The organism is Acidobacteriota bacterium, assembly GCA_016712445.1.
Classification (GTDB): Bacteria; Pseudomonadota; Alphaproteobacteria; order Caulobacterales; family Hyphomonadaceae; genus Hyphomonas.
The window spans coordinates 1,291,504-1,310,436 of record JADJRB010000001.1 but is presented as its reverse complement, the minus strand read 5'-3'; the positions used below and the strand labels follow the sequence as shown (position 1 = coordinate 1,310,436).

At 65.8% G+C, this 18,933-nt stretch carries 23 protein-coding genes; 14 read left to right on the top strand and 9 right to left on the bottom strand.

Annotation, left to right across the window (positions count from 1 at the left end):
* The first annotated feature begins 33 nt into the window (after window positions 1-33).
* A complete protein-coding gene (locus IPK75_06835; GenBank protein ID MBK8198069.1) occupies window positions 34-528 on the top strand; it encodes a hypothetical protein in 495 nt (164 codons plus the stop codon).
* Window positions 529-622: 94 nt separating this feature from the next.
* Window positions 623-859: a hypothetical protein gene (locus IPK75_06830; protein MBK8198068.1), complete on the top strand. Its 237-nt coding sequence runs from the start codon at window positions 623-625 to the stop codon at window positions 857-859.
* Here the strand turns inward: IPK75_06830 and IPK75_06825 are convergent.
* Complete coding sequence (locus IPK75_06825) at window positions 856-1,032, bottom strand: YqaE/Pmp3 family membrane protein (protein MBK8198067.1); 177 nt, start codon at window positions 1,030-1,032, stop codon at window positions 856-858. The two genes, IPK75_06830 and IPK75_06825, sit on opposite strands and share 4 nt — an antisense overlap.
* Window positions 1,033-1,160: 128 nt before the next feature.
* On the opposite strand from IPK75_06825, the gene IPK75_06820 reads away from it, so the two are divergent.
* The 5 genes from IPK75_06820 (at window position 1,161) to IPK75_06800 (ending at window position 4,950) form a co-directional block, all read left to right on the top strand.
* Window positions 1,161-2,216 (top strand): CoA ester lyase, encoded by a 1,056-nt coding sequence (locus IPK75_06820; GenBank protein ID MBK8198066.1) that lies wholly within the window; start codon window positions 1,161-1,163, stop codon window positions 2,214-2,216.
* Window positions 2,217-2,261: 45 nt separating this feature from the next.
* Window positions 2,262-3,116 carry a formate/nitrite transporter family protein gene (locus tag IPK75_06815; GenBank protein ID MBK8198065.1) on the top strand — a complete coding sequence of 285 codons (855 nt, stop codon included), beginning with the start codon at window positions 2,262-2,264 and terminating at the stop codon, window positions 3,114-3,116.
* A gap of 56 nt (window positions 3,117-3,172) precedes the next feature.
* A complete protein-coding gene (locus tag IPK75_06810) occupies window positions 3,173-3,928 on the top strand; it encodes an alpha/beta hydrolase (protein MBK8198064.1) in 756 nt (251 codons plus the stop codon).
* Between the two features lie 78 nt (window positions 3,929-4,006).
* On the top strand, window positions 4,007-4,435 hold the full coding sequence (locus IPK75_06805) for a nuclear transport factor 2 family protein (GenBank protein ID MBK8198063.1): 429 nt from the start codon (window positions 4,007-4,009) through the stop codon (window positions 4,433-4,435).
* On the top strand, window positions 4,318-4,950 hold the full coding sequence (locus IPK75_06800; protein ID MBK8198062.1) for a GNAT family N-acetyltransferase: 633 nt from the start codon (window positions 4,318-4,320) through the stop codon (window positions 4,948-4,950). The genes IPK75_06805 and IPK75_06800 overlap by 118 nt, the downstream gene beginning before the upstream one ends.
* Here the strand turns inward: IPK75_06800 and IPK75_06795 are convergent.
* The gene (locus IPK75_06795; protein MBK8198061.1) at window positions 4,932-6,710 is read right to left on the bottom strand and encodes an EAL domain-containing protein; all 1,779 of its coding nucleotides are present in this window, start codon (window positions 6,708-6,710) and stop codon (window positions 4,932-4,934) included. The genes IPK75_06800 and IPK75_06795 overlap by 19 nt on opposite strands.
* A 119-nt stretch (window positions 6,711-6,829) precedes the next feature.
* Between IPK75_06795 and hisB the strand changes: the two genes are divergently transcribed.
* Window positions 6,830-7,426, top strand: a complete 597-nt coding sequence (gene hisB / locus IPK75_06790; protein ID MBK8198060.1) for an imidazoleglycerol-phosphate dehydratase HisB — start codon at window positions 6,830-6,832, stop codon at window positions 7,424-7,426.
* Between the two features lie 6 nt (window positions 7,427-7,432).
* Here the strand turns inward: hisB and IPK75_06785 are convergent, their stop codons facing one another.
* Entirely contained in the window at window positions 7,433-8,038 is a 606-nt protein-coding gene (locus tag IPK75_06785) for a TetR/AcrR family transcriptional regulator (GenBank protein MBK8198059.1), read from the bottom strand.
* 64 nt (window positions 8,039-8,102) lie between these two features.
* Between IPK75_06785 and IPK75_06780 the strand changes: the two genes are divergently transcribed.
* On the top strand, window positions 8,103-9,539 hold the full coding sequence (locus IPK75_06780; protein MBK8198058.1) for a carotenoid oxygenase family protein: 1,437 nt from the start codon (window positions 8,103-8,105) through the stop codon (window positions 9,537-9,539).
* Window positions 9,540-9,553: 14 nt separating this feature from the next.
* Here IPK75_06780 and IPK75_06775 read toward each other — a convergent pair whose 3' ends face one another.
* Together IPK75_06775 and IPK75_06770 are read right to left on the bottom strand one after the other, a co-directional pair.
* Window positions 9,554-10,861: an HlyC/CorC family transporter gene (locus tag IPK75_06775; GenBank protein MBK8198057.1), complete on the bottom strand. Its 1,308-nt coding sequence runs from the start codon at window positions 10,859-10,861 to the stop codon at window positions 9,554-9,556.
* 53 nt (window positions 10,862-10,914) lie between these two features.
* The gene (locus tag IPK75_06770) at window positions 10,915-12,672 is read right to left on the bottom strand and encodes a toll/interleukin-1 receptor domain-containing protein (protein MBK8198056.1); all 1,758 of its coding nucleotides are present in this window, start codon (window positions 12,670-12,672) and stop codon (window positions 10,915-10,917) included.
* 87 nt (window positions 12,673-12,759) lie between these two features.
* Here IPK75_06770 and hisH point away from each other — a divergent pair, with 87 nt between their 5' ends.
* The 4 genes from hisH (at window position 12,760) to IPK75_06750 (ending at window position 15,833) form a co-directional block, all read left to right on the top strand.
* Entirely contained in the window at window positions 12,760-13,392 is a 633-nt protein-coding gene (hisH, locus tag IPK75_06765) for an imidazole glycerol phosphate synthase subunit HisH (protein ID MBK8198055.1), read from the top strand.
* A 148-nt stretch (window positions 13,393-13,540) separates the two neighbouring features.
* On the top strand, window positions 13,541-14,269 hold the full coding sequence (hisA, locus tag IPK75_06760) for a 1-(5-phosphoribosyl)-5-[(5-phosphoribosylamino)methylideneamino]imidazole-4-carboxamide isomerase (protein MBK8198054.1): 729 nt from the start codon (window positions 13,541-13,543) through the stop codon (window positions 14,267-14,269).
* The gene (locus IPK75_06755; GenBank protein ID MBK8198053.1) at window positions 14,269-15,276 is read left to right on the top strand and encodes an SIR2 family protein; all 1,008 of its coding nucleotides are present in this window, start codon (window positions 14,269-14,271) and stop codon (window positions 15,274-15,276) included. Before hisA ends, IPK75_06755 begins: the two co-directional genes overlap by 1 nt.
* A gap of 140 nt (window positions 15,277-15,416) precedes the next feature.
* A complete protein-coding gene (locus tag IPK75_06750; GenBank protein MBK8198052.1) occupies window positions 15,417-15,833 on the top strand; it encodes a hypothetical protein in 417 nt (138 codons plus the stop codon).
* Here the strand turns inward: IPK75_06750 and IPK75_06745 are convergent.
* From IPK75_06745 to IPK75_06735, 3 genes are all read right to left on the bottom strand, one after another.
* Window positions 15,830-15,982: a hypothetical protein gene (locus IPK75_06745; GenBank protein ID MBK8198051.1), complete on the bottom strand. Its 153-nt coding sequence runs from the start codon at window positions 15,980-15,982 to the stop codon at window positions 15,830-15,832. The two genes, IPK75_06750 and IPK75_06745, sit on opposite strands and share 4 nt — an antisense overlap.
* 66 nt (window positions 15,983-16,048) lie before the next feature.
* Window positions 16,049-16,831, bottom strand: coding sequence for a GGDEF domain-containing protein (locus tag IPK75_06740; protein ID MBK8198050.1), 783 nt, complete (start codon window positions 16,829-16,831; stop codon window positions 16,049-16,051).
* A 90-nt stretch (window positions 16,832-16,921) separates the two neighbouring features.
* Window positions 16,922-17,110, bottom strand: a complete 189-nt coding sequence (locus IPK75_06735) for a hypothetical protein (protein ID MBK8198049.1) — start codon at window positions 17,108-17,110, stop codon at window positions 16,922-16,924.
* Window positions 17,111-17,313: 203 nt separating this feature from the next.
* Between IPK75_06735 and hisF the strand changes: the two genes are divergently transcribed.
* Window positions 17,314-18,072 carry an imidazole glycerol phosphate synthase subunit HisF gene (gene hisF / locus IPK75_06730; protein MBK8198048.1) on the top strand — a complete coding sequence of 253 codons (759 nt, stop codon included), beginning with the start codon at window positions 17,314-17,316 and terminating at the stop codon, window positions 18,070-18,072.
* Here the strand turns inward: hisF and IPK75_06725 are convergent, their stop codons facing one another.
* Window positions 18,073-18,882 carry a crotonase/enoyl-CoA hydratase family protein gene (locus tag IPK75_06725; protein ID MBK8198047.1) on the bottom strand — a complete coding sequence of 270 codons (810 nt, stop codon included), beginning with the start codon at window positions 18,880-18,882 and terminating at the stop codon, window positions 18,073-18,075. It lies immediately after the preceding gene.
* Window positions 18,883-18,933 lie beyond the last annotated feature (51 nt).

The window sequence follows — 18,933 nt, the reverse complement described above, 5'->3', positions numbered from 1 at the left end:
CGTAAGCGTGTGCATTCCCGGAAGGAACTGCTCATGAAATATGCCGCCCTCAGCCTGCTCGCCCTCGCTGCCTGTGCATCGGTCCCTGCTCCTTTGGCCCCCGTGATTACCGAAGCCGACACGGCCCTGATCCTCGGTGAGGGCTGGACCGGCACGCTGACCTACCGCGACTACAGCCCGCCGTATGGCCTGGTGACGCTGCGCACGACCCTTGAAGTGACCCGCACTGCCGGCGGGCTCGACCTCTTCCTGCGCTACCCCGACGAGCCCAAGGCTGACGGGTCGTCCGCGCTGGAAATCTCGACCGACGGCCGGCAAATTGACGGCGATCCGATCATCTCCCGCAGCAAGACAGGCGGCCAGCTCGTCTTCGTGACCGAGGGGGCCTGCGAGGACGACGACCGGCCGGCGACCTGCCGCCATACCTACAGCCTCTCAGAAACACAGTTCGACATGGCGAAATCCGTGGATTTTGGAGATGCAAATCCGACCGTCGAGCGCAACGCCTATACCTTCACCCGGCCCTGACGGTCTGAGAAATCCAGATTGCGCGCCCGCCCGCAGGTGCGATACAAGCGGCGCAGTGCCAGCGCGTGCTGGTGTTTGCCGATGGATATACCGCATGGGCCGCGTCCTCAGAGCCCTCGTTGCCACGCTTCTCCTGATCGAAATCGCCGCCATCTTCCTCGGAACGTCCACTTGGGCGATCCTGTCGGAACTGCACGCCAGCCAGAACATCATCATCGGCGGCGAAGGGATCGCGGCGCTCGTTGTCGTGGTGCTCGCGGTCGTGATCTACCGGCGCGCAATCGCCGCCGAGATCCGCATCGACCAGAACGTCGCCTCTGACGCAGCCTAGCCGGCGGCCGCTGCGCCGCCGCGCGTCTGGATCCAGAATGCGTGGATGACGCCCGGCAACCAGCCGATCAGCGTCAGCAACACGTTGAGCAGGAAATGCAGGCCGAGCCCTTCCTTCAGGAGCACGGGCAGCGGCGGCAGCAGGATGGTCAGCAGGATCATCAGGAACGACATGGGCAGGCCTCATTGATTTGGGGATGCCAGACGAACGCGCAGGCTCCGCCCCTGTTCCCCCGCCCGGCTTCTCCATTTGACGCGCTGCAGCATGGGTCCTAATCCTCTGCGCCAAACGGAGGGGCCAGATGTCTCAGAAAACGCCGCGCAATTTCTTCAAGCCCCTCGCCATCGGCGCGCCGGACCCGCTCCGCGACCTGCCCGTGCGCCTCGAACGGATGATCCATTTTGTCCCCGGCCATAACGAGAAGATCCGCCCGAAAGTGCCGGACATGGCCAAGCAGGCCGATGTCATCCTGGCAAACCTTGAAGACGCCATCCCGGCCGATGCCAAGGACGCCGCGCGCGCCGGCGCCGTCGAGATCGGAAACATGCTGGACTGGCAAAAATCCGGCACCGGCTTCTGGGCCCGCGTGAACTGCCTCAATTCCCCCTGGTTCCTCGATGACGTGACCGATCTCGTCCTCAAGGCCGGTCACCAGCTTGATGTCATCATGCTGCCGAAGGTCGAAGGCCCGTGGGACATTCACTACGCAGACCAGTTCGTTGCCCAGCTTGAAGCCAAGGCCGGTCTCTCCCGCCCGATACTCTTCCACGCCATTCTCGAAACGGCCGAAGGCGTCGCCCGAGTCGAGGAGATCGCCCTCGCCTCCCCCCGCATGCAGGGCATCTCGCTCGGCCCCGCAGACCTCGCCGCCAGCCGCAAGATGAAAACCACCCGCGTCGGCGGCGGCCACCCCTTCTACCGCGTCCTCGAGGATCCGCATGCAGACGGCGCCCCGCGCGCCAATGCCCAGCAGGATCTCTGGCACTATACAATCGCCCGCCTCGTGGACGCCTGCCGCATGGCCGGCATCAACGCCTTCTACGGCCCCTTCGGTGACATCTCCGATCTCGATGCCTGCGAACAACAATTCCGCAACGCCTTCCTCCTCGGCTGCGCCGGCGCCTGGTCGCTCCACCCCAACCAGATCGCCATTGCCAAGCGCGTCTTCTCTCCGGACCCGGACGAAGTGAAGTTCGCTCGGCGCATCCTCGCCGCCATGCCCGACGGAACAGGCGTGGCCATGCTTGACGGCAAGATGCAGGACGACGCCACCTGGAAACAGGCCAAGGTCATCTCCGACCTCGCCGATCTCGTCGCCGCCAAGGACCCGGACCTCGCCGCCGCCTACGCGGGATAAGCCGCCCGACGCATCCATCTCGGCCGCCAGGGGTTGTTTATCGCGATGAGCGACAACGGCCCCGCACCCGAAGACGAAGCTGACACCCACATCTCCGCCGAGGAGCAGGTCGAGGCGCGCGAACTGACGCGCCTGAAATCGCGGGTTGTCTACGAAATCATCCGGCAGGAAGGCGAGAGCGAACTCAAGCGGCCGCAATCCTCGATCTGGTGGTCCGGCATCGCGGCCGGCGTCGGCGTCTCGCTGTCGCTGATGACCGAAGCAATGTTCCGCGCCCACCTTCCCGACGCGCCCTGGCGCCCGCTGGTCGAGAATATCGGCTACACCTCCGGTTTCCTGCTCGTCATGCTGTCCCGGCTGCAGCTGTTTACCGAGAACACGATCACCACGGTCCTGCCAACGTTTGCCAATCCCTGCCGTCGCACCATGCTGGGCACATCCCGCCTCTGGGGCATCGTGTTCGTGGCCAACATGATCGGCACCTTCCTGGCCGCGATCATCTTCGCGCATGGCGGCATTCTGCCCGCCGAAGTCGTCGCGGCCGCCCTCGATCTCAGCCGCGACGTCGCGGCCTGGGACGCAGGCCAGACCTTCACCCGCGCAATCCCCGCCGGCTTCCTGATCGCCGCAGTTGTCTGGATGATGCCCAGCTCCGAAGGCAGCGAGTTCTGGGTCATCTTTCTCTTCACCTACATCATCGCGCTTGGCGAAATGGCGCATGTGGTCGTCGGCTCGGTCGAACTTTTCCTGCTGGTGGTCACCGGCGAGGGCAACGCCGCAAAGCTGATCGTCGTGAACCTCCTGCCCGCGCTCTGCGGCAACATCCTTGGAGGCACAGGCCTTTTCGCCCTCCTCGCCTGGGGCCAGGTCAGCACCGAGATCACCGACAAGGCCCCTTGACCCCGCGCATTGACGCCGCCGCCCGCGGCGAGGACACTGCGCCGCGGGAGGCACGTATGACAGACCCCATGGATCCGGACGTCCGCGCCTTGCTGGCCGAACTCACGCCGAGCCCGATAAGCGCCGCGCCTGGCCAGAACATGTTGCCGCCCAATGCCCGCTGCGATGTCGGCGACACGCCGCTCTGGCGGGGCCATGCGGGCCCTGCCACATTGTTCGTACACGGCTGGAACGACACGCACCGCATCTGGCGCCAGTTCGCGCAGGACTTCCTGTCGAACACCCGCCCTGTCCTTCTGATGGACCTGCCTGCCCACGGCGCCTCGAAGGCAACCTCGTATGGCGGCGACGTGGCCGGCGAGTCCGTTCGCAGCGTCTGTGCGGCCGAGGCTCCGATCGACGCGATCATCGCTCATTCCTTTGGCTGCATTGCCACGGCCAACGCGCTGAAGGCCGGCGCGAAGGCCGACTACGTGGTCCTGATTGCGCCGCCGGTGCTTGGTTGGGCCGAATCGCACCGCCGGCAGGGCACCGACCCCGAAGTGCTGGCGCGCGCCCTGGCCATCGTCGAGAAGTCCGGCGGAGGCGAACTCGGCGCGTTCGATTTCGCCAGTGCCCTCGCTGGCTATGACGGCAAGCTGCTCTTCATCGGTTCGGACGCCGACCTCGGTTGCCCGCTCGACGAAATCGAGCGCGTGGCCGAAGCGGTGCCCGGCGCACGCGTCGAAGGCTTCAGCGGCCTGGACCACCGCCAACTCTGTCTCGACCGGGGCGTCCTGGCGGCCATCCTGTCCTTCCTCGGCTACGCCTGACACCGGCCGCGGCGGCGCGAAGCGCCGCCATTGTTGCCGCCTCGGAGTCTCGCTAGTCTCGCCGCAGGAGGACACACCATGCCAGCCCATCTTATCCCGCTTGCCGGTCACAGCCGGAACCTTCAGGCCTGGATCGACTGGATCCTGGACGACCATTCCCCGGCCGGCCTTTCGGCCATCCTCGCCGACGACGTCGTGTTCAAGAGCCCGGTTGTCCACACCCCGCAGCAAGGCAAGGCCATCACCATGGCCTACCTGCTCGCAGCCGGCCAGACGCTGAACAATGACAGCTTCCGCTATACGCGCGTGTTCGACTGCGACCAGCGCGCCGTGCTGGAATTCGAGACCACGATGGACGGCATCCTCGTCAACGGCGTCGACATGATAGAATGGAACGATGCCGGCGAGATCACCGACTTCAAGGTCATGGTCCGTCCCCTGAAGGCTATCCAGACGGTCCACGCCGCCATGGGCGCCATGCTCGCCAAGATGAAGGCCGGCGCGTGACACCCCCCATCCTCGAAACCGAACGCCTGCGGCTGCGCCCGGCCGAGGCGGCTGACCTCGATCCGATCGCCGGCTTCTGGGCAGACCTGTCCGTCGTGCGCTTCATCGGCGGCAAGCCGCGCACCCGGCAGGAAGTCTGGTTCGCACTGCTGCGCGGCGCCGGCATGTGGGACATGCTCGGCTTCGGCTTCTGGACCGTGACTGATCGGGCGACCGGCGAAATCTACGGCGAATGCGGCTTCGCCGATTTCAAGCGCGGGCTGCCCGAAAACCTTGTTCCGGGTACGGAGAGTGGCTGGGTGCTCGGTCCGGCCGCCTGGGGCCGCGGCATCGCATCAGAGGCCGTGTCGGCCATCCATGGATGGTTCGACCAGACGCGCCCCGGCGTCAGCCATTGCATCATCAATCCGGGCAATACCGGCTCGATCCGCGTCGCCGAGAAGACCGGCTATGTCCAGACGGGCAGCACCCTGTTCAACGGCGAGGAAATCAACACCTACCGGCGGGGCGCCTGACGCTCCTGCCCGCCCGCGTCCTCGTCGGCGCCGCTCGCCTGCCCCGGGCGCCAGGCGCGCAGGAAGTCGAGGAACGCCGTCTCGGGCAGGCCCGGTGAGTAGAGGAAGCCTTGCGCCATCGAGCACCCGCGCCGGCGCAGGAATTCCGCCTGCCGCGTCGTCTCCACGCCTTCGGCAACCGTCTTCAGGCCGAGCGTCTCCGCCATTGCGAGGATCATCTCGACGATCGCCGGCGCCTGCCGGTCAGTCTCCAGCGCCGACACAAACTGGCGGTCGATCTTGAACACGTCGAACGGCAGCTGCGTCAGCGTGGCGAGGTTCGAATGGCCGGTGCCGAAATCGTCGATCGCGAGCTTCGTGCCCATCGCGCGCAGCGGCGAGATGAACTCCGCCACGCGCGCCGGATCGTTCACCGCCATGCTCTCGGTAATCTCCAGTTCCAGCCGGTTGGGATGCAGCCCCGTCCGGCGCAGCACTGCCATGATCGAGTCCGTCAGGTCATTGCGCTGGAACTGGCTCGGCGAGACGTTCACCGCAACCGTGAGATCGAAGCCCTCAAGCTGCCAGCTGCGCGCCGCCTCGCAGGCTGCCTCCAGGATCTGCATGCCGATGGCATCGATCAGGCCGGCCTGCTCCGCCACCGGAATGAAGGTTGCCGGCGAGATCAGCTTGCCGTTCGGCCGCCGCCAGCGCGCCAGCGCTTCGGCGCCCATGATCCTGCCCGTCTCGAAATCGATCTTCGGCTGGAAGACCGCCTTGAATTCCTTGTTGGCGACGGCATCGCGCAGCTCTGCCTCGAAGCGGTAACGTCCTTGCACGATGCGCGTCAGGCGCGGCGTGAAGAAGCGGAAGCCTGACTGCGCCTCCGAGCGCACGAGACGCACCGCCAGCTTCGCGTTCGACATCAGCTTGGCGAACGACTCGGCATCTTCCGGCGCCATCACGATGCCGCCCGAGATCGACATGGTGATCTGGCGCGTCGGCAGGTCGAATGGCTCGGCGAAGGCCGCCCGGATTGCGCGGGCGATTGAAATGACATGGTCGCGGTTGATCGCCATCGGCAGGTAGAGGGCGAACTTGTCCGCCGACAAGGCCGACAGCATGCTCGACCGCAGCGCCACGGCCGCCGGGTCGCCAAGGTCAGCCAGCGCCTTGGTCAGGCGTTTGGCCGCGCCTTCGATCAACAGTTCGCCGTTCGCGGTGCCGACCTGCTCCAGCAATTGCCCGAACCGGTCGATGTCGAGCAGCAGGAAAGCAGCCGGAAACTCGAACGACGCCTCGGGCAGCGTCGCATTCACGTGCCGCTCCAGCGCGATCGCGTTCGGCAAGCCCGTGCGGGCGTCGCGGTAGGCGATCATCCGCAGCGTCTCGTTCTCGCGGCGCAGCTTGCGCACCGTGCGCGTCGTCGCCACGCGCAGCCGCCGCAGCTCCGGAAACTGCAGGGCTTCCAGTTCCGCTTCGGCGTCGAACCGGTTGGTCAGCATGTAGGCCGTGAAGCGCTGGAAGATGGCCTGGAAGGGCTTAGCCGCAAGGAAACAGCACCCGGCCGAGATCGACACGCACACGATGAGCATCACCAGCAGGATGGGATAGGGCACTGCGAAACTGAACGGTTCGAGCCCCGCCGCCCAGCGATAGACGACCCCGATGACGAAGACGGACGAGAACAGGATGATCGACAAAAAGCCGCCGGCCATCGCGGCAAATGCCGGTATGGACGCCTTGCCGACCAGACGGCCGATGACCGTTTCCTGCTTCACACTTTCGCCGCCCCGGGCTTCGATTCGGAAAATCCCTCACAAACTGCGGCATAGATGTTTAGGAATCTGTGAAGATCATGCGCTAGCTGTAATGTTCCCTACGGACTATATGCCCAGCCATGACCAAGACGCGCACCGCCACGATCACCCGGAAAACCAAGGAAACGGACATCTCGGTGACCGTTAACCTGGACGGCACCGGCAAGTCCGACATCGACACCGGCATCGGCTTCTTCGACCACATGCTGGACAGCCTCTCACGCCACTCGCTGATCGACCTGACCGTGCGCTGCAAGGGCGACCTGCACATCGATTTCCACCACTCGGTGGAAGATACCGGCATCGTCATCGGCCAGGCCATCGCCGAGGCCCTCGGCGACTTCGGTGGCATCACCCGCTTTGGCCACGCCTATATCCCGATGGACGAGACGCTGACGCGCGCCTCGGTGGACCTCTGCAAGCGCCCCTATTTGATCTGGAAGGTTGATTTCCGGCGCGACAAGCTCGGCGAGATGGATACCGAACTCTTCAAGGAGTTCTTCCACGCCCTCGCCGGCAATGGCGGCATGTGCCTTCACGTCGAGAACATCTACGGTGAGAACAACCACCACATCGCCGAAAGCTGCTTCAAGGCCACCGCCCGCGCCCTGCGCACCGCCATCTCGGTCGACCCCCGCCTCGGCGGCAAACCCGCCAGCACCAAGGGCAGCCTCTAGAAAAGCCTATAAAAACCGGGCGTCGACGACTGCGCCGATCAGGCTGCGGTCGGCCGGCACCTGCCCGTCCAGCATCAGCATGGCGAGGCCGTGCACCAGCGCCCAGGCCTTCAGCCGCCGCGCCTCGCGCACCTTGTCCGGCATGTCACCGCCGAACACGCTGTCGATCGCGTTGACCAGCATCTGCATGCCGTCCGCCCCTTCCCCGCCGCCCGGCGGCGGCGCCTCGACCGGTCCGCGCCCGGTCTGGGTCATCATCAGCCGGAACAGCGCCGGATGGTCCAGCGCGAAGGAAACATAGGCCCGCCCCATCGCGTTGAAGGCCTCTATCCCCGGCTCGGCCGAATCCATTGCCTTGCGGAACGCCGCCGCAATCCGGGCATGCCCCTCCAGGCACAGGGCCCCGATCAGCGCCGCCTTGTCCGGGAAATGCCGGTAGACCGCCGTCGCCGAAACGCCCGCATTGCGCGCAATCTCGCGCAGGCTCAGCGCTTCGGCCGGCCCTGCATCGATCAGCTTCAGGCCTTCCTCGATCAGCGCCGCGCGCAGGTCGCCGTGGTGATAGCGATTCTTTTCTGAATTGATGTTGACAGTGTTATCATTCTCGGACATGTTATCACTGTAAACATGCTTTCCCGCCGCTTCAACCTGCACACATCGTCACAGGAGCCCTGCCATGCCCAGCCCCGTTGAGACCGCCATCCGCGGTGTCGTCACCGAAGGCATCCTGAAAGTCGCGAACTTCAACCGCGCCCGCCGCAAGTCGAAGGAGCCGAACCCTTACCTCACCGGCATCCACACGCCGCTTAAATCCGAGCACACGCTGACCGACCTGAAAGTCACCGGCACCATCCCGCCGGCCCTGAATGGCGTCTACCTGCGCAATGGCCCGAACCCGTTCACGCCGCCCAACCCCGCCACCCACCACTGGTTCGCCGGCGACGGCATGCTCCACGGTGTGCGGCTGGAGGGCGGAAAGGCGCTCTGGTACCGCAACCGCTGGGTCCGCTCACGCGAGATCAGCGCCGCGCTCGGCGAGCCGCCGGTGCCCGGCCCGCAAAGCCGCTTCGAGAGCGCGAACACCAACGTCGTCGCCATGGCCGGAAAGATCTGGGCCATCGTCGAAGCAGGCGGCCTGCCGGTGGAGGTGTCCGACATGCTCGAAACCCGCGCCCGCAGCGATTTCGGCGGCCTGCTCGCCAAGGGCTTCACCGCCCACCCCCACCTCGATCCGCTGACCGGCGAGACCCACGCCATCTGCTACAATGCGATGGAGCCCACCGTCATCTGGCACACTGTTCTGGATACGAACGGAAACGTCACGCGCCACGAACCCATCGAAGTTCAGGACGGCCCCTCGATCCATGACTGCATGATCACGAAGAACTACGTCATCATCATGGACCTGCCGGTCACCTTCTCGATGATGGCCCTGATCATGGGCGAGAACTTCCCCTATCGCTGGAACCCCAAACATGCCCCCCGCATCGGCCTCCTCCCCCGCGGCGGCAAGGGCAGCGACATCATCTGGTGCGCCATCGAACCCTGCTACATCTTCCATCCCGCCAATGCCTGCGAAACCGAAGACGGCAAGGTGCTGATGGATGCGGCCGTTCATTCCGACATGTTCGCTGACCGGCAGAAGGGCCCCAACGCGCCGAAGGTGACCTTCGAGAATCTCGAGATTGATCCCGTCGCGCGCAAGGTGACGCGCACGGTGGTGGATGATCAGCCGCAGGAGTTTCCGCGTCCGGACGAACGCCGCATCGGCCAGCCTTACCGCTACGCCTATGCCGTCGCCCTGCTCCCGCCAGGCGATCCGAGCTGGATGGGCGACTCGCGCCTCCTTAAGCACGACCTCGCCGAGAAGACCCGCGAAGTCCATGATTTCGGGCGCGGCCGGATGCCTGGCGAATTCGTGTTCGTGCCGGCGCACGCCAGTTCGGGCGAAGACGAAGGCTGGCTCGTCGGTTATGTCATCGACACCAACACCGACACCACCGATCTCGTCATCCTTGATGCTGCCCGCTTCACCGCGCCGCCGGTTGCGTCGATCACCATCCCGCACCGGATCCCGCCCGGCTTCCACGGCAACTGGATTCCGCTCGCCTGAGCGCGCCGTCCGCGTCAGCCGCTCGGGTCGTCATCCCTGAGCGGCAGGCGCGAGACGAGCAGCTTGTCGATCCGGCGCTCGTCCATGTCGATCACCTCGAACCGCCATCCATTCGACGTGATGACGTCCGACAGCTGCGGTACGCGTTGCAGGTGGTTGATCACGAGGCCCGCCACGGTGGAATAGGACGCATCCACTTCCTCGCGGACATCCGTACCCAGAACAATCTCGAGATCCTCGAGCGCCATTCGCCCATCGATCAGCCAGGAACCATCTTCGCGTTTCTGCGGGCGCGACAGGCCGTCGGCATCCGAGAAAGCCACATCGCCCGCGATGGCGCCCAACACGTCTGCCGCCGTCACGATGCCGTCGACATGCCCCAGTTCGTCGATCACCAGTGCCATCTGCACCGGGCTTGCCTGCATCTTCTCCAGCAGGTTCAGCACGGTCATCGTGTCCGGCACAAATAGTGGCTTGTGACCGACCTGCGCAAAATCCGGCAGCCGCACGCCGGCCGATGCCGCCAGCAGGTCCTTCGTCTGCACCACCGCAATGACGTGCTCAAGGTCGTCCTTCGCGACCGGGAAGCGCGAGTGCCCGCTCTCCGCGACCTGCTTCAGCAGCACGTCCGGTGGCTCATCGATGTCCAGCCAGGTGACATCCTTGCGCGAGGTCATGATCGAGCGCACGTCCCGGTCGGCCAGGCGCATCACCGAGCGGATCATCACCCGCTCTTCGTCGTCGATCGCGCCGCTGGCCGCCCCCTCGTCGAGCACGGACTTGATCTCTTCCTCGGTCACCGCATCGGTCTTGACGCCCGAAAGGCCCAGCAGGCCGAGCAGCAGGTCGGTCGATCCGCGCAGCACGAACACGATCGGGAACGCGACCTTGGACAGGAATGACATCGGCGGCGCAATGAGGCTCGCAAACGCTTCCGGCGCCGCCATCGCGATCCGCTTCGGCACAAGCTCGCCGATCACCAGCGACAGGTAGGTCGTCGCCGCAATCACAATGCCAAAGGCGATCAGTCCGGCCTGCTTGGCCAGGCCCGGCGCGACGCGCGCGATCCACGGCGCGACATCCTCCGCCAGGGCGGTCGCGCCATAAGCGCCCGCCACAATGCCGATCAGCGTTATGCCCACCTGCACGGTCGACAGGAACCGAGACGGGTCTTCCTGCAGCTTCAGCGCTACCTTGGCACCCCGGTCCCCCTTGTCGGCCCGCATCTGCAGGCGAGTTCGGCGCGACGAGACAATCGCCAGTTCAGACAGCGCAAACACGCCGTTCAGCGCGATCAGCGCAATCAAGATGAGAAGATCCATGGGGCCGCCCTATCGCATGATCCGGCGTCATTCTCAAAGCGCTATCATGCGGCTCACCCGCCGCAGAACAGGCCGAGCGGCTCGAATGAACCCGGCTCGATTTCCTGGCGCATCTCCTCCACGAGCAGCGCGAGGGCAATCCCGTAGCCCGTGCGCGGATCGTCCATCCGCTCGCCCGGCACCGAACCGAGGTGCACCCCGATCACCTGCCCGCTTTCCAGGTCGAACACCGGCGCCCCCATCGAGCCCAGCGTTGTCGAATGGTCATAGGCGAGCGCATCGGGATCGCCCGCATCCTGCAGCGCCGAGACCGACAGGGTCACCGTATCGCCGCCGCGCACCGCGTCACCGATGGCATAAAGCGCGAGCGGCCTTCCCGGTGTGTTCGCCTCATCGTCCGGCCCGCCAAGCGGCGAGCAGCCGACATCCTCTGCCGTCAGTGCGCGAACCCCGAAGGGCAACTCGCCCTCCAGCCGCCACAGCTCGAACGGCGCCACACCGCCGAGATGCGCGGGCGTCTTCCAGACCCGCTCCGCGCCCGCCAGCGCCTCGCCCTCGCCCAGCGCCGGAAACGTTACCGCGATGCCGGCCGCCGGCTCGCCGCTGAGCACCGCCACCTGCACGCGCGGCGGCGCGTCCGGCGTCAGCGCGCCGTCGAAGTCTACCCCGCCCTCCCCCGCCGCATCGATGGCCCGCGGAGAAAACTCATTGGGGAAATAGTCCGGCGCCGGCGCCCGGAAGGCTGGCACCAGCAGGTAGCGCCCCGCATCTCCGCCGCGCAGCATCGCGCCCTCCAGCAGGAAGCCGGACTGCACGCCGACCCGCGCACCGTCCGCATCCAGACGGTCGACCTTCGCCACCGCGCCGGAAAACTTCGCCGCCAGCGGGAACCATCCGCCCTCGATCAGCACCACCCGCGCGCCTTTCGCCGGCACCCGAAGCGCAATGTCCGCATTGAGCCGCACATTCGCGGCTTCGAGGTCCACCTTCGCCGCCTCCGCGAGCATCCTCGCCCCGGTCGCCACTTCTTCTGCGACCTCGGCGCGGCCAAGCGCCCGGTTCGCCTGCCACCATTGCCAGCTTGCAGCGGCCGCCAGCATACTCATTCCGATCGCCACGAGCATGGACACCACCACCGCGCCGCGCCGCTTCGCCCGCGCCTCCCGCTCCGCCGCCTCGCGCGCCGCGAGGCTCGCCGCGATATAATCCGAGTGCAGATCAGTCAGCTCCGGCGCGCTTACCGGCCGCCCTGCCGCCCAGTCCCGCGCGCCGTCCAGTTCCTCGCCGCGCAGCAGCGCCTCCTCCGGCCGCCCGCGCGCGTCCCACCGCCGCGCCAATCCGCCAAGGCGCGAATGCTCGCGGATCCATCCGGCATCCACCCGCAGCGCGCCCGCCAGTTCCGCCAGCCCGCGCGCAAAGCTCTTGCCACCATCGAAGAACACGAAATTCAGTCGCGACAGCTCCTTCGGCATCTGCGCCTCGGCCACCGGCTCCCACACCACCGGCAACAGCCGCTTCGACATCCGCAGCGTCTCGGTCACTTCCCAATGACACTGCGGCGAGGAGACCGAATGCGGCGAGATCACATAGACGACCGTATCGGCCTCCGCGATCAGGCCCGACAGCCGCGCCTCCCAGGCCTCGCCGGGCGCGATGTCTTCGCGGTCGATATACGCCTCGAACCCGCAGGCCTGCAGCCCCGCCACCAGGTCGTCGGCAAAGCCGGCGTCCTTGCGCGAATACGACAGGAACACCTTCGCCGCTTCCGGCGGCGCGGCGCTCCCGGCCGGCTGAGACGTGCGCGTCCCCATGGGTCAGCCTCTGGCGGTCACTCGCCGCCATATTACGCTTTCCAGGCGCGAATTGCCACGCCTGCCCTGTCCCGCTAAGAGCCGCCCATGTCCCGCGTCGCGCTCATCGATTATGGCTCCGGCAACCTGCACTCCTGCGCGCGTGCCCTCGCCGCCGCCGCCGGCAGCGCCCACAACATCGAAGTCACCGCCGCCCCCGCCGATGTCGCCCGGGCAGACCGCATCGTCCTGCCCGGCGTCGGCCACTTCGCAGACTGCGCCGGCGCCCTGCGCGCCATTCCGGGCATGGTCGACGCGCTCGAAGACGCCGTGCTGAAACACGCCCGCCCCTTCCTCGGCATCTGCGTCGGCATGCAGCTGATGGCCGATCTCGGCCTCGAAGACGGCGAGACGCGCGGCCTCGGCTGGATCCACGGCCTCGTCGATGGCCTCGAGCCCGCCCCCGGCCTGCCGGTGCCGCATGTCGGCTGGAACGAACTCGCCTTCCCGCATCCGCACCCGGTGCTCGAAGGCCTCGGCCCCCAGCCCCACGCCTATTTCACGCACTCCTACGTCTTCCGCCCGGAAGAAGAGTCCGTCGTCGCCGCCGCCTGCACCTACGGCGACCCCTTCGCCGCCGCCGTCGCCCAGGCCAACCTCTTCGGCACCCAGTTCCACCCCGAAAAGAGCCAGAAAGTCGGCCTCAAACTCCTCGCCAATTTCCTGGAGTGGCGCCCGTGAAGCGACGCGCGCCTCATCCTCCCCCGCTCGCGGGGGAGGTGGCCCCGAAGGGGTCGGAGGGGGCCGCTGCCCGCCACAAATTCCCCCCTCCGTCTGCTGCGCAGACACCTCCCCCGCAAGCGGGGGAGGACAGACCGGACCCCGCCTCATGACCTTCACCCTCTATCCCGCCATCGACCTGAAAGACGGCGCCTGCGTCCGCCTGCTGCGCGGCGAGATGGATGCGGCCACTGTCTTCAACACCGATCCCGGCGCGCAGGCCGCCGCCTTCCACGCGGCCGGTTTCACCCATCTCCACGTCGTCGACCTCAACGGCGCCTTCGCCGGCGAGCCGGTCAACCGCGCCGCCGTCGCCAGCATCCTCAAATCCACCCCCGCCCCCGTCCAGCTCGGCGGCGGCATCCGCACCCGCGCCCAGATCGACGCCTGGCTGGAGGCCGGCATCGCCCGCGTCATCCTCGGCACCGTCGCCCTGCGCGATCCCGCCCTCGTGAAAGAAGCCGCCCGCGCCCTGCCCGGCCGCGTCGTCGTCGGCATCGACGCGAAGGAAGGCAGGGTCGCCGTCGAAGGCTGGGCCGAGACCTCCGACATGAAGGCCGTCGACCTTGCCCGCGCCTTCGAGGATTGCGGCGTCGCCGCCATCATCGCCACCGACATCTCCCGCGACGGCCTGAAGACCGGCGTCAACGTCGCCTTCACCTCAGACCTCGCGAACGCCGTCCGTATACCGATCATCGCCAGCGGCGGTGTCGCCAGCGTCGACGACATCCGCCGCCTCCGCGCCGCCCCCGGCACACCGATAGCCGGCACCATCCTCGGCCGCGCGCTCTATGACGGGGACATTGATGCGAGTGAGGCTATCGGAGCTTTAGACTGATGTTCAGAAAGAGCACTGTCTTTGTCATTGGCGCAGGCGCCAGCAAAGAAGCGGGACTTCCGATAGGAATCGAGCTGACGGATAGCATCTCAAAAGCGCTAAAAGACGGGCTGAATGACGCACCAGCCTTCGTCCGTCGATTTGCCAATACGGCTTCAAGCTCGGATTTCAGTTATGACGATCTCGATCGCGCTGCTCGGGAGGTATCTACCGAAATTCATGGGCACGGATCAATCGACAGCTATGTGAACTGGCGCAACGACCCCGCTGTCTCAATAGTTGCAAAGCTAGCTATCGCAGCCGAAATTGAAGCAGCGGAGAAGAATAGCACTCTTTTCGTGAGCCAGTACGCTAGGACTATCATCAATGAAGCGGTTGCAAATTTAACTTGGTACGAAACGTTCGTCAGGATTTGCCTCGCGAACTTGCGCGGGACGAACATAGAGGAACTGTTCTCCAACGTGGTTGTCGTCACATTTAACTACGATCGCACGCTAGAGCTATTCTTGTTGGAGCGATTAAAGCGCTACTGCGCGACAATCGAGCCAAACCACGAGAGACTCTTCCAACAGCTAAAGATTTTGCGCCCTTACGGATACTTAGGGCCATTACGATGGAATCAGCACAACGATAGAGTTGAAGGTTTTGGCCAGATCGACGCGGCTGGATCAGGCAAAGTAATTAGCTCGATCAGGACTTACAGCGAGTTGGCAGAGAGCGCCGCCCAAGCTCAAATCACCGAAGCGATGGATAAGGCTTCAACGCTGGTCTTTCTGGGGTTCGGCTTCAACAGCCAAAACATGAGGATACTGCAGCGATCAACACCGGCCGCCGCCATCAAGAGTGTTTACGCCACGGCTTTGGGAGCATCAAAATTTGAGATCGAGGCAATCAAGGAGAACATCTACACCCAGCTGAATGTGAAAAAGGAGTACGGAAGAATCCACTTGGAAGACATGCCCTGCGCCGAATTGCTTCGGCAGATTTCGATGTCGCTTAGTAACTGAATTTCCGCAAGGGTTTCGCGGTACACGCGGAGCAGGTCTGCCCGCGCCGAGATGCCCATTCGGGCCAGAACTCAGGTTCCCTCACCAAAGTTTCATCAGCCAAATCTTGACTTAGGAATACTTTCCTTCATAGTGCGGCGATGCGTGTCGAGCCGCCTTACGCCCCGCCTTATGAGATCCACGCGCCGCAGGTCCCGCCGCCCCGGCCCGCGCCCGGTCCGCTCGTCGTCGCGCTGGCCGGCTTCCTGAACCGGAATGCGTCTGCGGTCTGGCTCACAGCCGTGCTGATGCTGCTCGCCGCCGCCCTGCTTTGGATGGCGGTGTCGTTCTTTTTCTCGGACGCCGGCCTCTACACCGCGACGGCGCTCGTCGTCCTGATCGCCGTGCCCCGGCTCTGCCTCATGGTGCTTGTAGTCGGCGGCATGTTCGCGCTCGCCTTCCTGGACCAGGCCGTGCCGCGCGCGGCGGCGCTGCTCACCGCGTGGTGGCCGCTGGCGGTCGGCCTCGCGGCCGCCCTCATCCTGGCGCTCTTCGTGGAGCGCGCCTTCTTCCGCTAGCGGGCGCGCGCGGGCGCCGTCGCAAATCCGGTGCGGGCGGCGCTGGCAATCGCGCGCTTCTGTTGCCGACTGTCGAGATAGCGGTGCATGCCGCGTTCCAGCAGCACGGCAAACCCCACGCCGAGCGCGGCCTTGATCAACTTGCTCATGGACAATCCTCCTTCATGGATCACTGCCAGAGCAACGCCGCCGCCGCCCGGCCGGTTCCGGAAGGATCAGGCGGGCATGGCGGGCCGGCGCGGCGCGGCCCAGCGCGCTTCGGCCGGCAGGTCGTCGGCATTCTCGGCGCGGTCCTTGCCGCTCGCCTTGGCGCGGTAGAGCGCTTGGTCGGCGCGCGACAGCAGGATCGACACCGAATCGCCCGGCTCCGCCGCGCAATAGCCAAGGCTGATCGTCACCGAGAGGCGCATGTCCTCATAGCCGCAGCTGGCGGCCCGCACGGCGCCCACCAGCGCGGCAAAATAGGCCCGCGCCGCCTGCGCATCGGGGAACAGGCCGGCCACGGCAAATTCCTCCCCGCCAAGGCGCGCCGCCACGCCGCCTGCCGGCGCGGCCGCCAGAAGTGTTCCGCCTACGGACTGAAGCACCCGGTCGCCCGCCTCGTGCCCGAAAGCATCGTTGACGCGCTTGAAAAAGTCGATGTCGGCAATCGCGCAGCAAAGCATGCCCCGGCCCGCGCCTGCCTGCGCCTCCAGCGCCTCGGCCGCCTTGAAGAAGGCCCGCCGGTTCGGAAGGCCGGTCAGGTCGTCACGGTTCGCCAGGCGGAAATTGTCGCGGGCGAGCTTCTCGGCCTGCATCCGCGCCCGCAGGATGAAGAAGGCGCAGGTCGGCGAGATCAGCAAAGGCAGCACGATCGCGGAAATGTAGATCGAGGCGAGATCGATCACGGGGTCGATCTGCAGCCAGATCCACACAGGCACGACCGAGGCAGTCACGGAAAACACCGTGATCGCTGCGCCGGCAACCAGCGCTTTCCTGAGGTCCCGCGAAATCTGCATCTGCCCGATCTTGAAACGTCAGGCATCATAGCCGGGCCTGGTTAATTCCGGGTCCGGACAATCGGTGAAATTTCACCGATCCGGAGGCTGTCAGCGCGTCTCCGACAGCGGCGTGCGCAGCATCCGGCGTGTGCGCAAGGCGTGCGCGAGATCGCTTTCCGCTTCGGCCGGCGGAGCTTCCTGCGCCCGCGGCGTCAGCCTGGCGGCGTTGCGAACGGCGGCGGTGTCCTCGCCCTTCAGGGCTTCAGCGGCGCGCAGGGTGCGATTGAGAAGGCTCATGGATCTGTCTCCTTGTCTCTTTCGGCCGGATAGCTTCCCACACCCTCCCCCGCCCGGCCATGCGCACCGCAGCAATCTGGACAAGCTTTCATGCTTGACAAAGGTCGTTTGTTCATGTTATGTTCTTTACCATGATGCGCTCCGGCAAAAAGCGGGCTGATGGGGGATAGCGCGGGTTCGCCCGCGCCGCTAAACCCGCGCGCATGCTGAAGACGCGCATCATTCCCTGCCTCGACGTGAAAGACGGGCGCACCGTGAAGGGCGTCAATTTCGTGGATCTGAAGGATGCCGGCGATCCGGTCGCCCTGGCCCGCGCCTATGATGCACAAGGCGCAGACGAGCTCTGCTTCCTGGATATCACGGCCAGCCATGAAGGCCGGGGCACCTTGCTGGAAACGGTCAGCCGCACGGCCGAGGCCTGTTTCATGCCGCTCACCGTCGGCGGCGGCGTGCGCACCCCGGAAGACCTCGTCGCCCTCCTCCGTGCGGGGGCCGACAAGGTCGCGATCAATTCAGCGGCGGTCGCCGATCCTTCGGTCATCTCGGCCTGCGCCGCAAAAGCCGGGCGGCAATGCGTGGTGGTCGCGATCGATGCCCGCAAGTCCGGCGCGCGCTGGGAAATCTTCACGCATGGTGGCCGCAACGCCACCGGCATCGATGCGGTAGAGTTCGCCCGCGAAGCCGCCAAGCGCGGGGCGGGCGAGATTCTCCTGACGTCGATGGACCGGGACGGCACGAAATCAGGCTATGACATTGCCCTCCTCAAGGCGGTGTCGTCGGCCGTCACCATTCCGGTCATCGCCTCCGGCGGCGCCGGCAGTGTGGATGACTTTGCCCCCGCCGTCCTGGAAGGCGGCGCGAGCGCTGTGCTTGCCGCGTCGATCTTCCATTTCGGCGAAGCAACCCTTGCCGAGGCGCGCGCAGCCCTTGCTGCGGCCGGCGCGCCGGTTAGAACGCTTTAGCTAGTCGGCAAACACCGCGCGGCGTTTCTGCATTTCGGCCATCACGGCTTCCAGCTGGTTCGGGGTGCGCATGACTTTCAGTTGTTCGCTGCTTTCAAGGGCAAGCAGTTCGGCATCGCTCGCCTCGGCCATGGCGTTGCAGAGCTTCTTGGCGCCGCGCATGGCCGCGGGGTGTTTGCCGGCCATCAGCTTGGCGAGCCAGAGGGCGTCTTCGAGCGGCGTGTCGGAGACCTTGGTGGCAAAGCCGAAGGCGTGGGCTTCGGCGCCTTTGAACTCGCGGTTCGTGTAGGTCAGTTCACGGATCACATCGTCGCGGACATTGCCTCGCCAGAGCGGGAAACCCGCCATGTCGGGCACAAGGCCCCATTTCATCTCCATGATGGCGCAGCGTGTGTCGGGATGGATGATGCGGATGTCGGCGCCCGACATGATCTGGAAGCCGCCGCCAAAGGCGATGCCGTGCACGGCGGCGATGACCGGAACCGGAAGTTCCCGCCAGCCCCAGGCAACGTACTGGGCGAGGTTGGCGATGCCGTGGCTGCGGCTGCCGAGACTGCCGGTGGCGCCTTCGCCCTGCTTCTTGCCGTCGCCCGGCTGGCCGAGGGAGGAAAGATCGAGCCCGGCGCAGAAGGCGCGGCCTTCGCCGGACAGGACAACGACGCGCAGGCCCTTGGTTTCCTTGAGCACGCCGATCGCTTCGGCGATGCCGGCGAACATGGCGGGGTCGAGGGCATTCATCTTGTCCGTGCGAACGAGCCGGACATCGGCGACGCCGTCGTCGAGCATCGTGATTGTAACGCGGTCTTTCATGGTCTTTCCTCCGGAAACTTTGACAGCAAGCTGGCGCCCTTCCCCGGCGTC

Bases quoted from the DNA above. Each gene is read 5' to 3' on its own strand.
- IPK75_06835 (MBK8198069.1), top strand. From the start codon at position 34: ATGAAATATGCCGCCCTCAGCCTGCTCGCCCTCGCTGCCTGTGCATCG.
- IPK75_06830 (MBK8198068.1), top strand. From the start codon at position 623: ATGGGCCGCGTCCTCAGAGCCCTCGTTGCCACGCTTCTCCTGATCGAA.
- IPK75_06825 (MBK8198067.1), bottom strand. From the start codon at position 1,032: ATGTCGTTCCTGATGATCCTGCTGACCATCCTGCTGCCGCCGCTGCCC.
- IPK75_06820 (MBK8198066.1), top strand. From the start codon at position 1,161: ATGTCTCAGAAAACGCCGCGCAATTTCTTCAAGCCCCTCGCCATCGGC.
- IPK75_06815 (MBK8198065.1), top strand. From the start codon at position 2,262: ATGAGCGACAACGGCCCCGCACCCGAAGACGAAGCTGACACCCACATC.
- IPK75_06810 (MBK8198064.1), top strand. From the start codon at position 3,173: ATGACAGACCCCATGGATCCGGACGTCCGCGCCTTGCTGGCCGAACTC.
- IPK75_06805 (MBK8198063.1), top strand. From the start codon at position 4,007: ATGCCAGCCCATCTTATCCCGCTTGCCGGTCACAGCCGGAACCTTCAG.
- IPK75_06800 (MBK8198062.1), top strand. From the start codon at position 4,318: ATGGAACGATGCCGGCGAGATCACCGACTTCAAGGTCATGGTCCGTCC.
- hisB (MBK8198060.1), top strand. From the start codon at position 6,830: ATGACCAAGACGCGCACCGCCACGATCACCCGGAAAACCAAGGAAACG.
- IPK75_06785 (MBK8198059.1), bottom strand. From the start codon at position 8,038: ATGTCCGAGAATGATAACACTGTCAACATCAATTCAGAAAAGAATCGC.
- IPK75_06780 (MBK8198058.1), top strand. From the start codon at position 8,103: ATGCCCAGCCCCGTTGAGACCGCCATCCGCGGTGTCGTCACCGAAGGC.
- IPK75_06775 (MBK8198057.1), bottom strand. From the start codon at position 10,861: ATGGATCTTCTCATCTTGATTGCGCTGATCGCGCTGAACGGCGTGTTT.
- IPK75_06770 (MBK8198056.1), bottom strand. From the start codon at position 12,672: ATGGGGACGCGCACGTCTCAGCCGGCCGGGAGCGCCGCGCCGCCGGAA.
- hisH (MBK8198055.1), top strand. From the start codon at position 12,760: ATGTCCCGCGTCGCGCTCATCGATTATGGCTCCGGCAACCTGCACTCC.
- hisA (MBK8198054.1), top strand. From the start codon at position 13,541: ATGACCTTCACCCTCTATCCCGCCATCGACCTGAAAGACGGCGCCTGC.
- IPK75_06755 (MBK8198053.1), top strand. From the start codon at position 14,269: ATGTTCAGAAAGAGCACTGTCTTTGTCATTGGCGCAGGCGCCAGCAAA.
- IPK75_06750 (MBK8198052.1), top strand. From the start codon at position 15,417: ATGCGTGTCGAGCCGCCTTACGCCCCGCCTTATGAGATCCACGCGCCG.
- IPK75_06745 (MBK8198051.1), bottom strand. From the start codon at position 15,982: ATGAGCAAGTTGATCAAGGCCGCGCTCGGCGTGGGGTTTGCCGTGCTG.
- IPK75_06740 (MBK8198050.1), bottom strand. From the start codon at position 16,831: ATGCAGATTTCGCGGGACCTCAGGAAAGCGCTGGTTGCCGGCGCAGCG.
- IPK75_06735 (MBK8198049.1), bottom strand. From the start codon at position 17,110: ATGAGCCTTCTCAATCGCACCCTGCGCGCCGCTGAAGCCCTGAAGGGC.
- hisF (MBK8198048.1), top strand. From the start codon at position 17,314: ATGCTGAAGACGCGCATCATTCCCTGCCTCGACGTGAAAGACGGGCGC.
- IPK75_06725 (MBK8198047.1), bottom strand. From the start codon at position 18,882: ATGAAAGACCGCGTTACAATCACGATGCTCGACGACGGCGTCGCCGAT.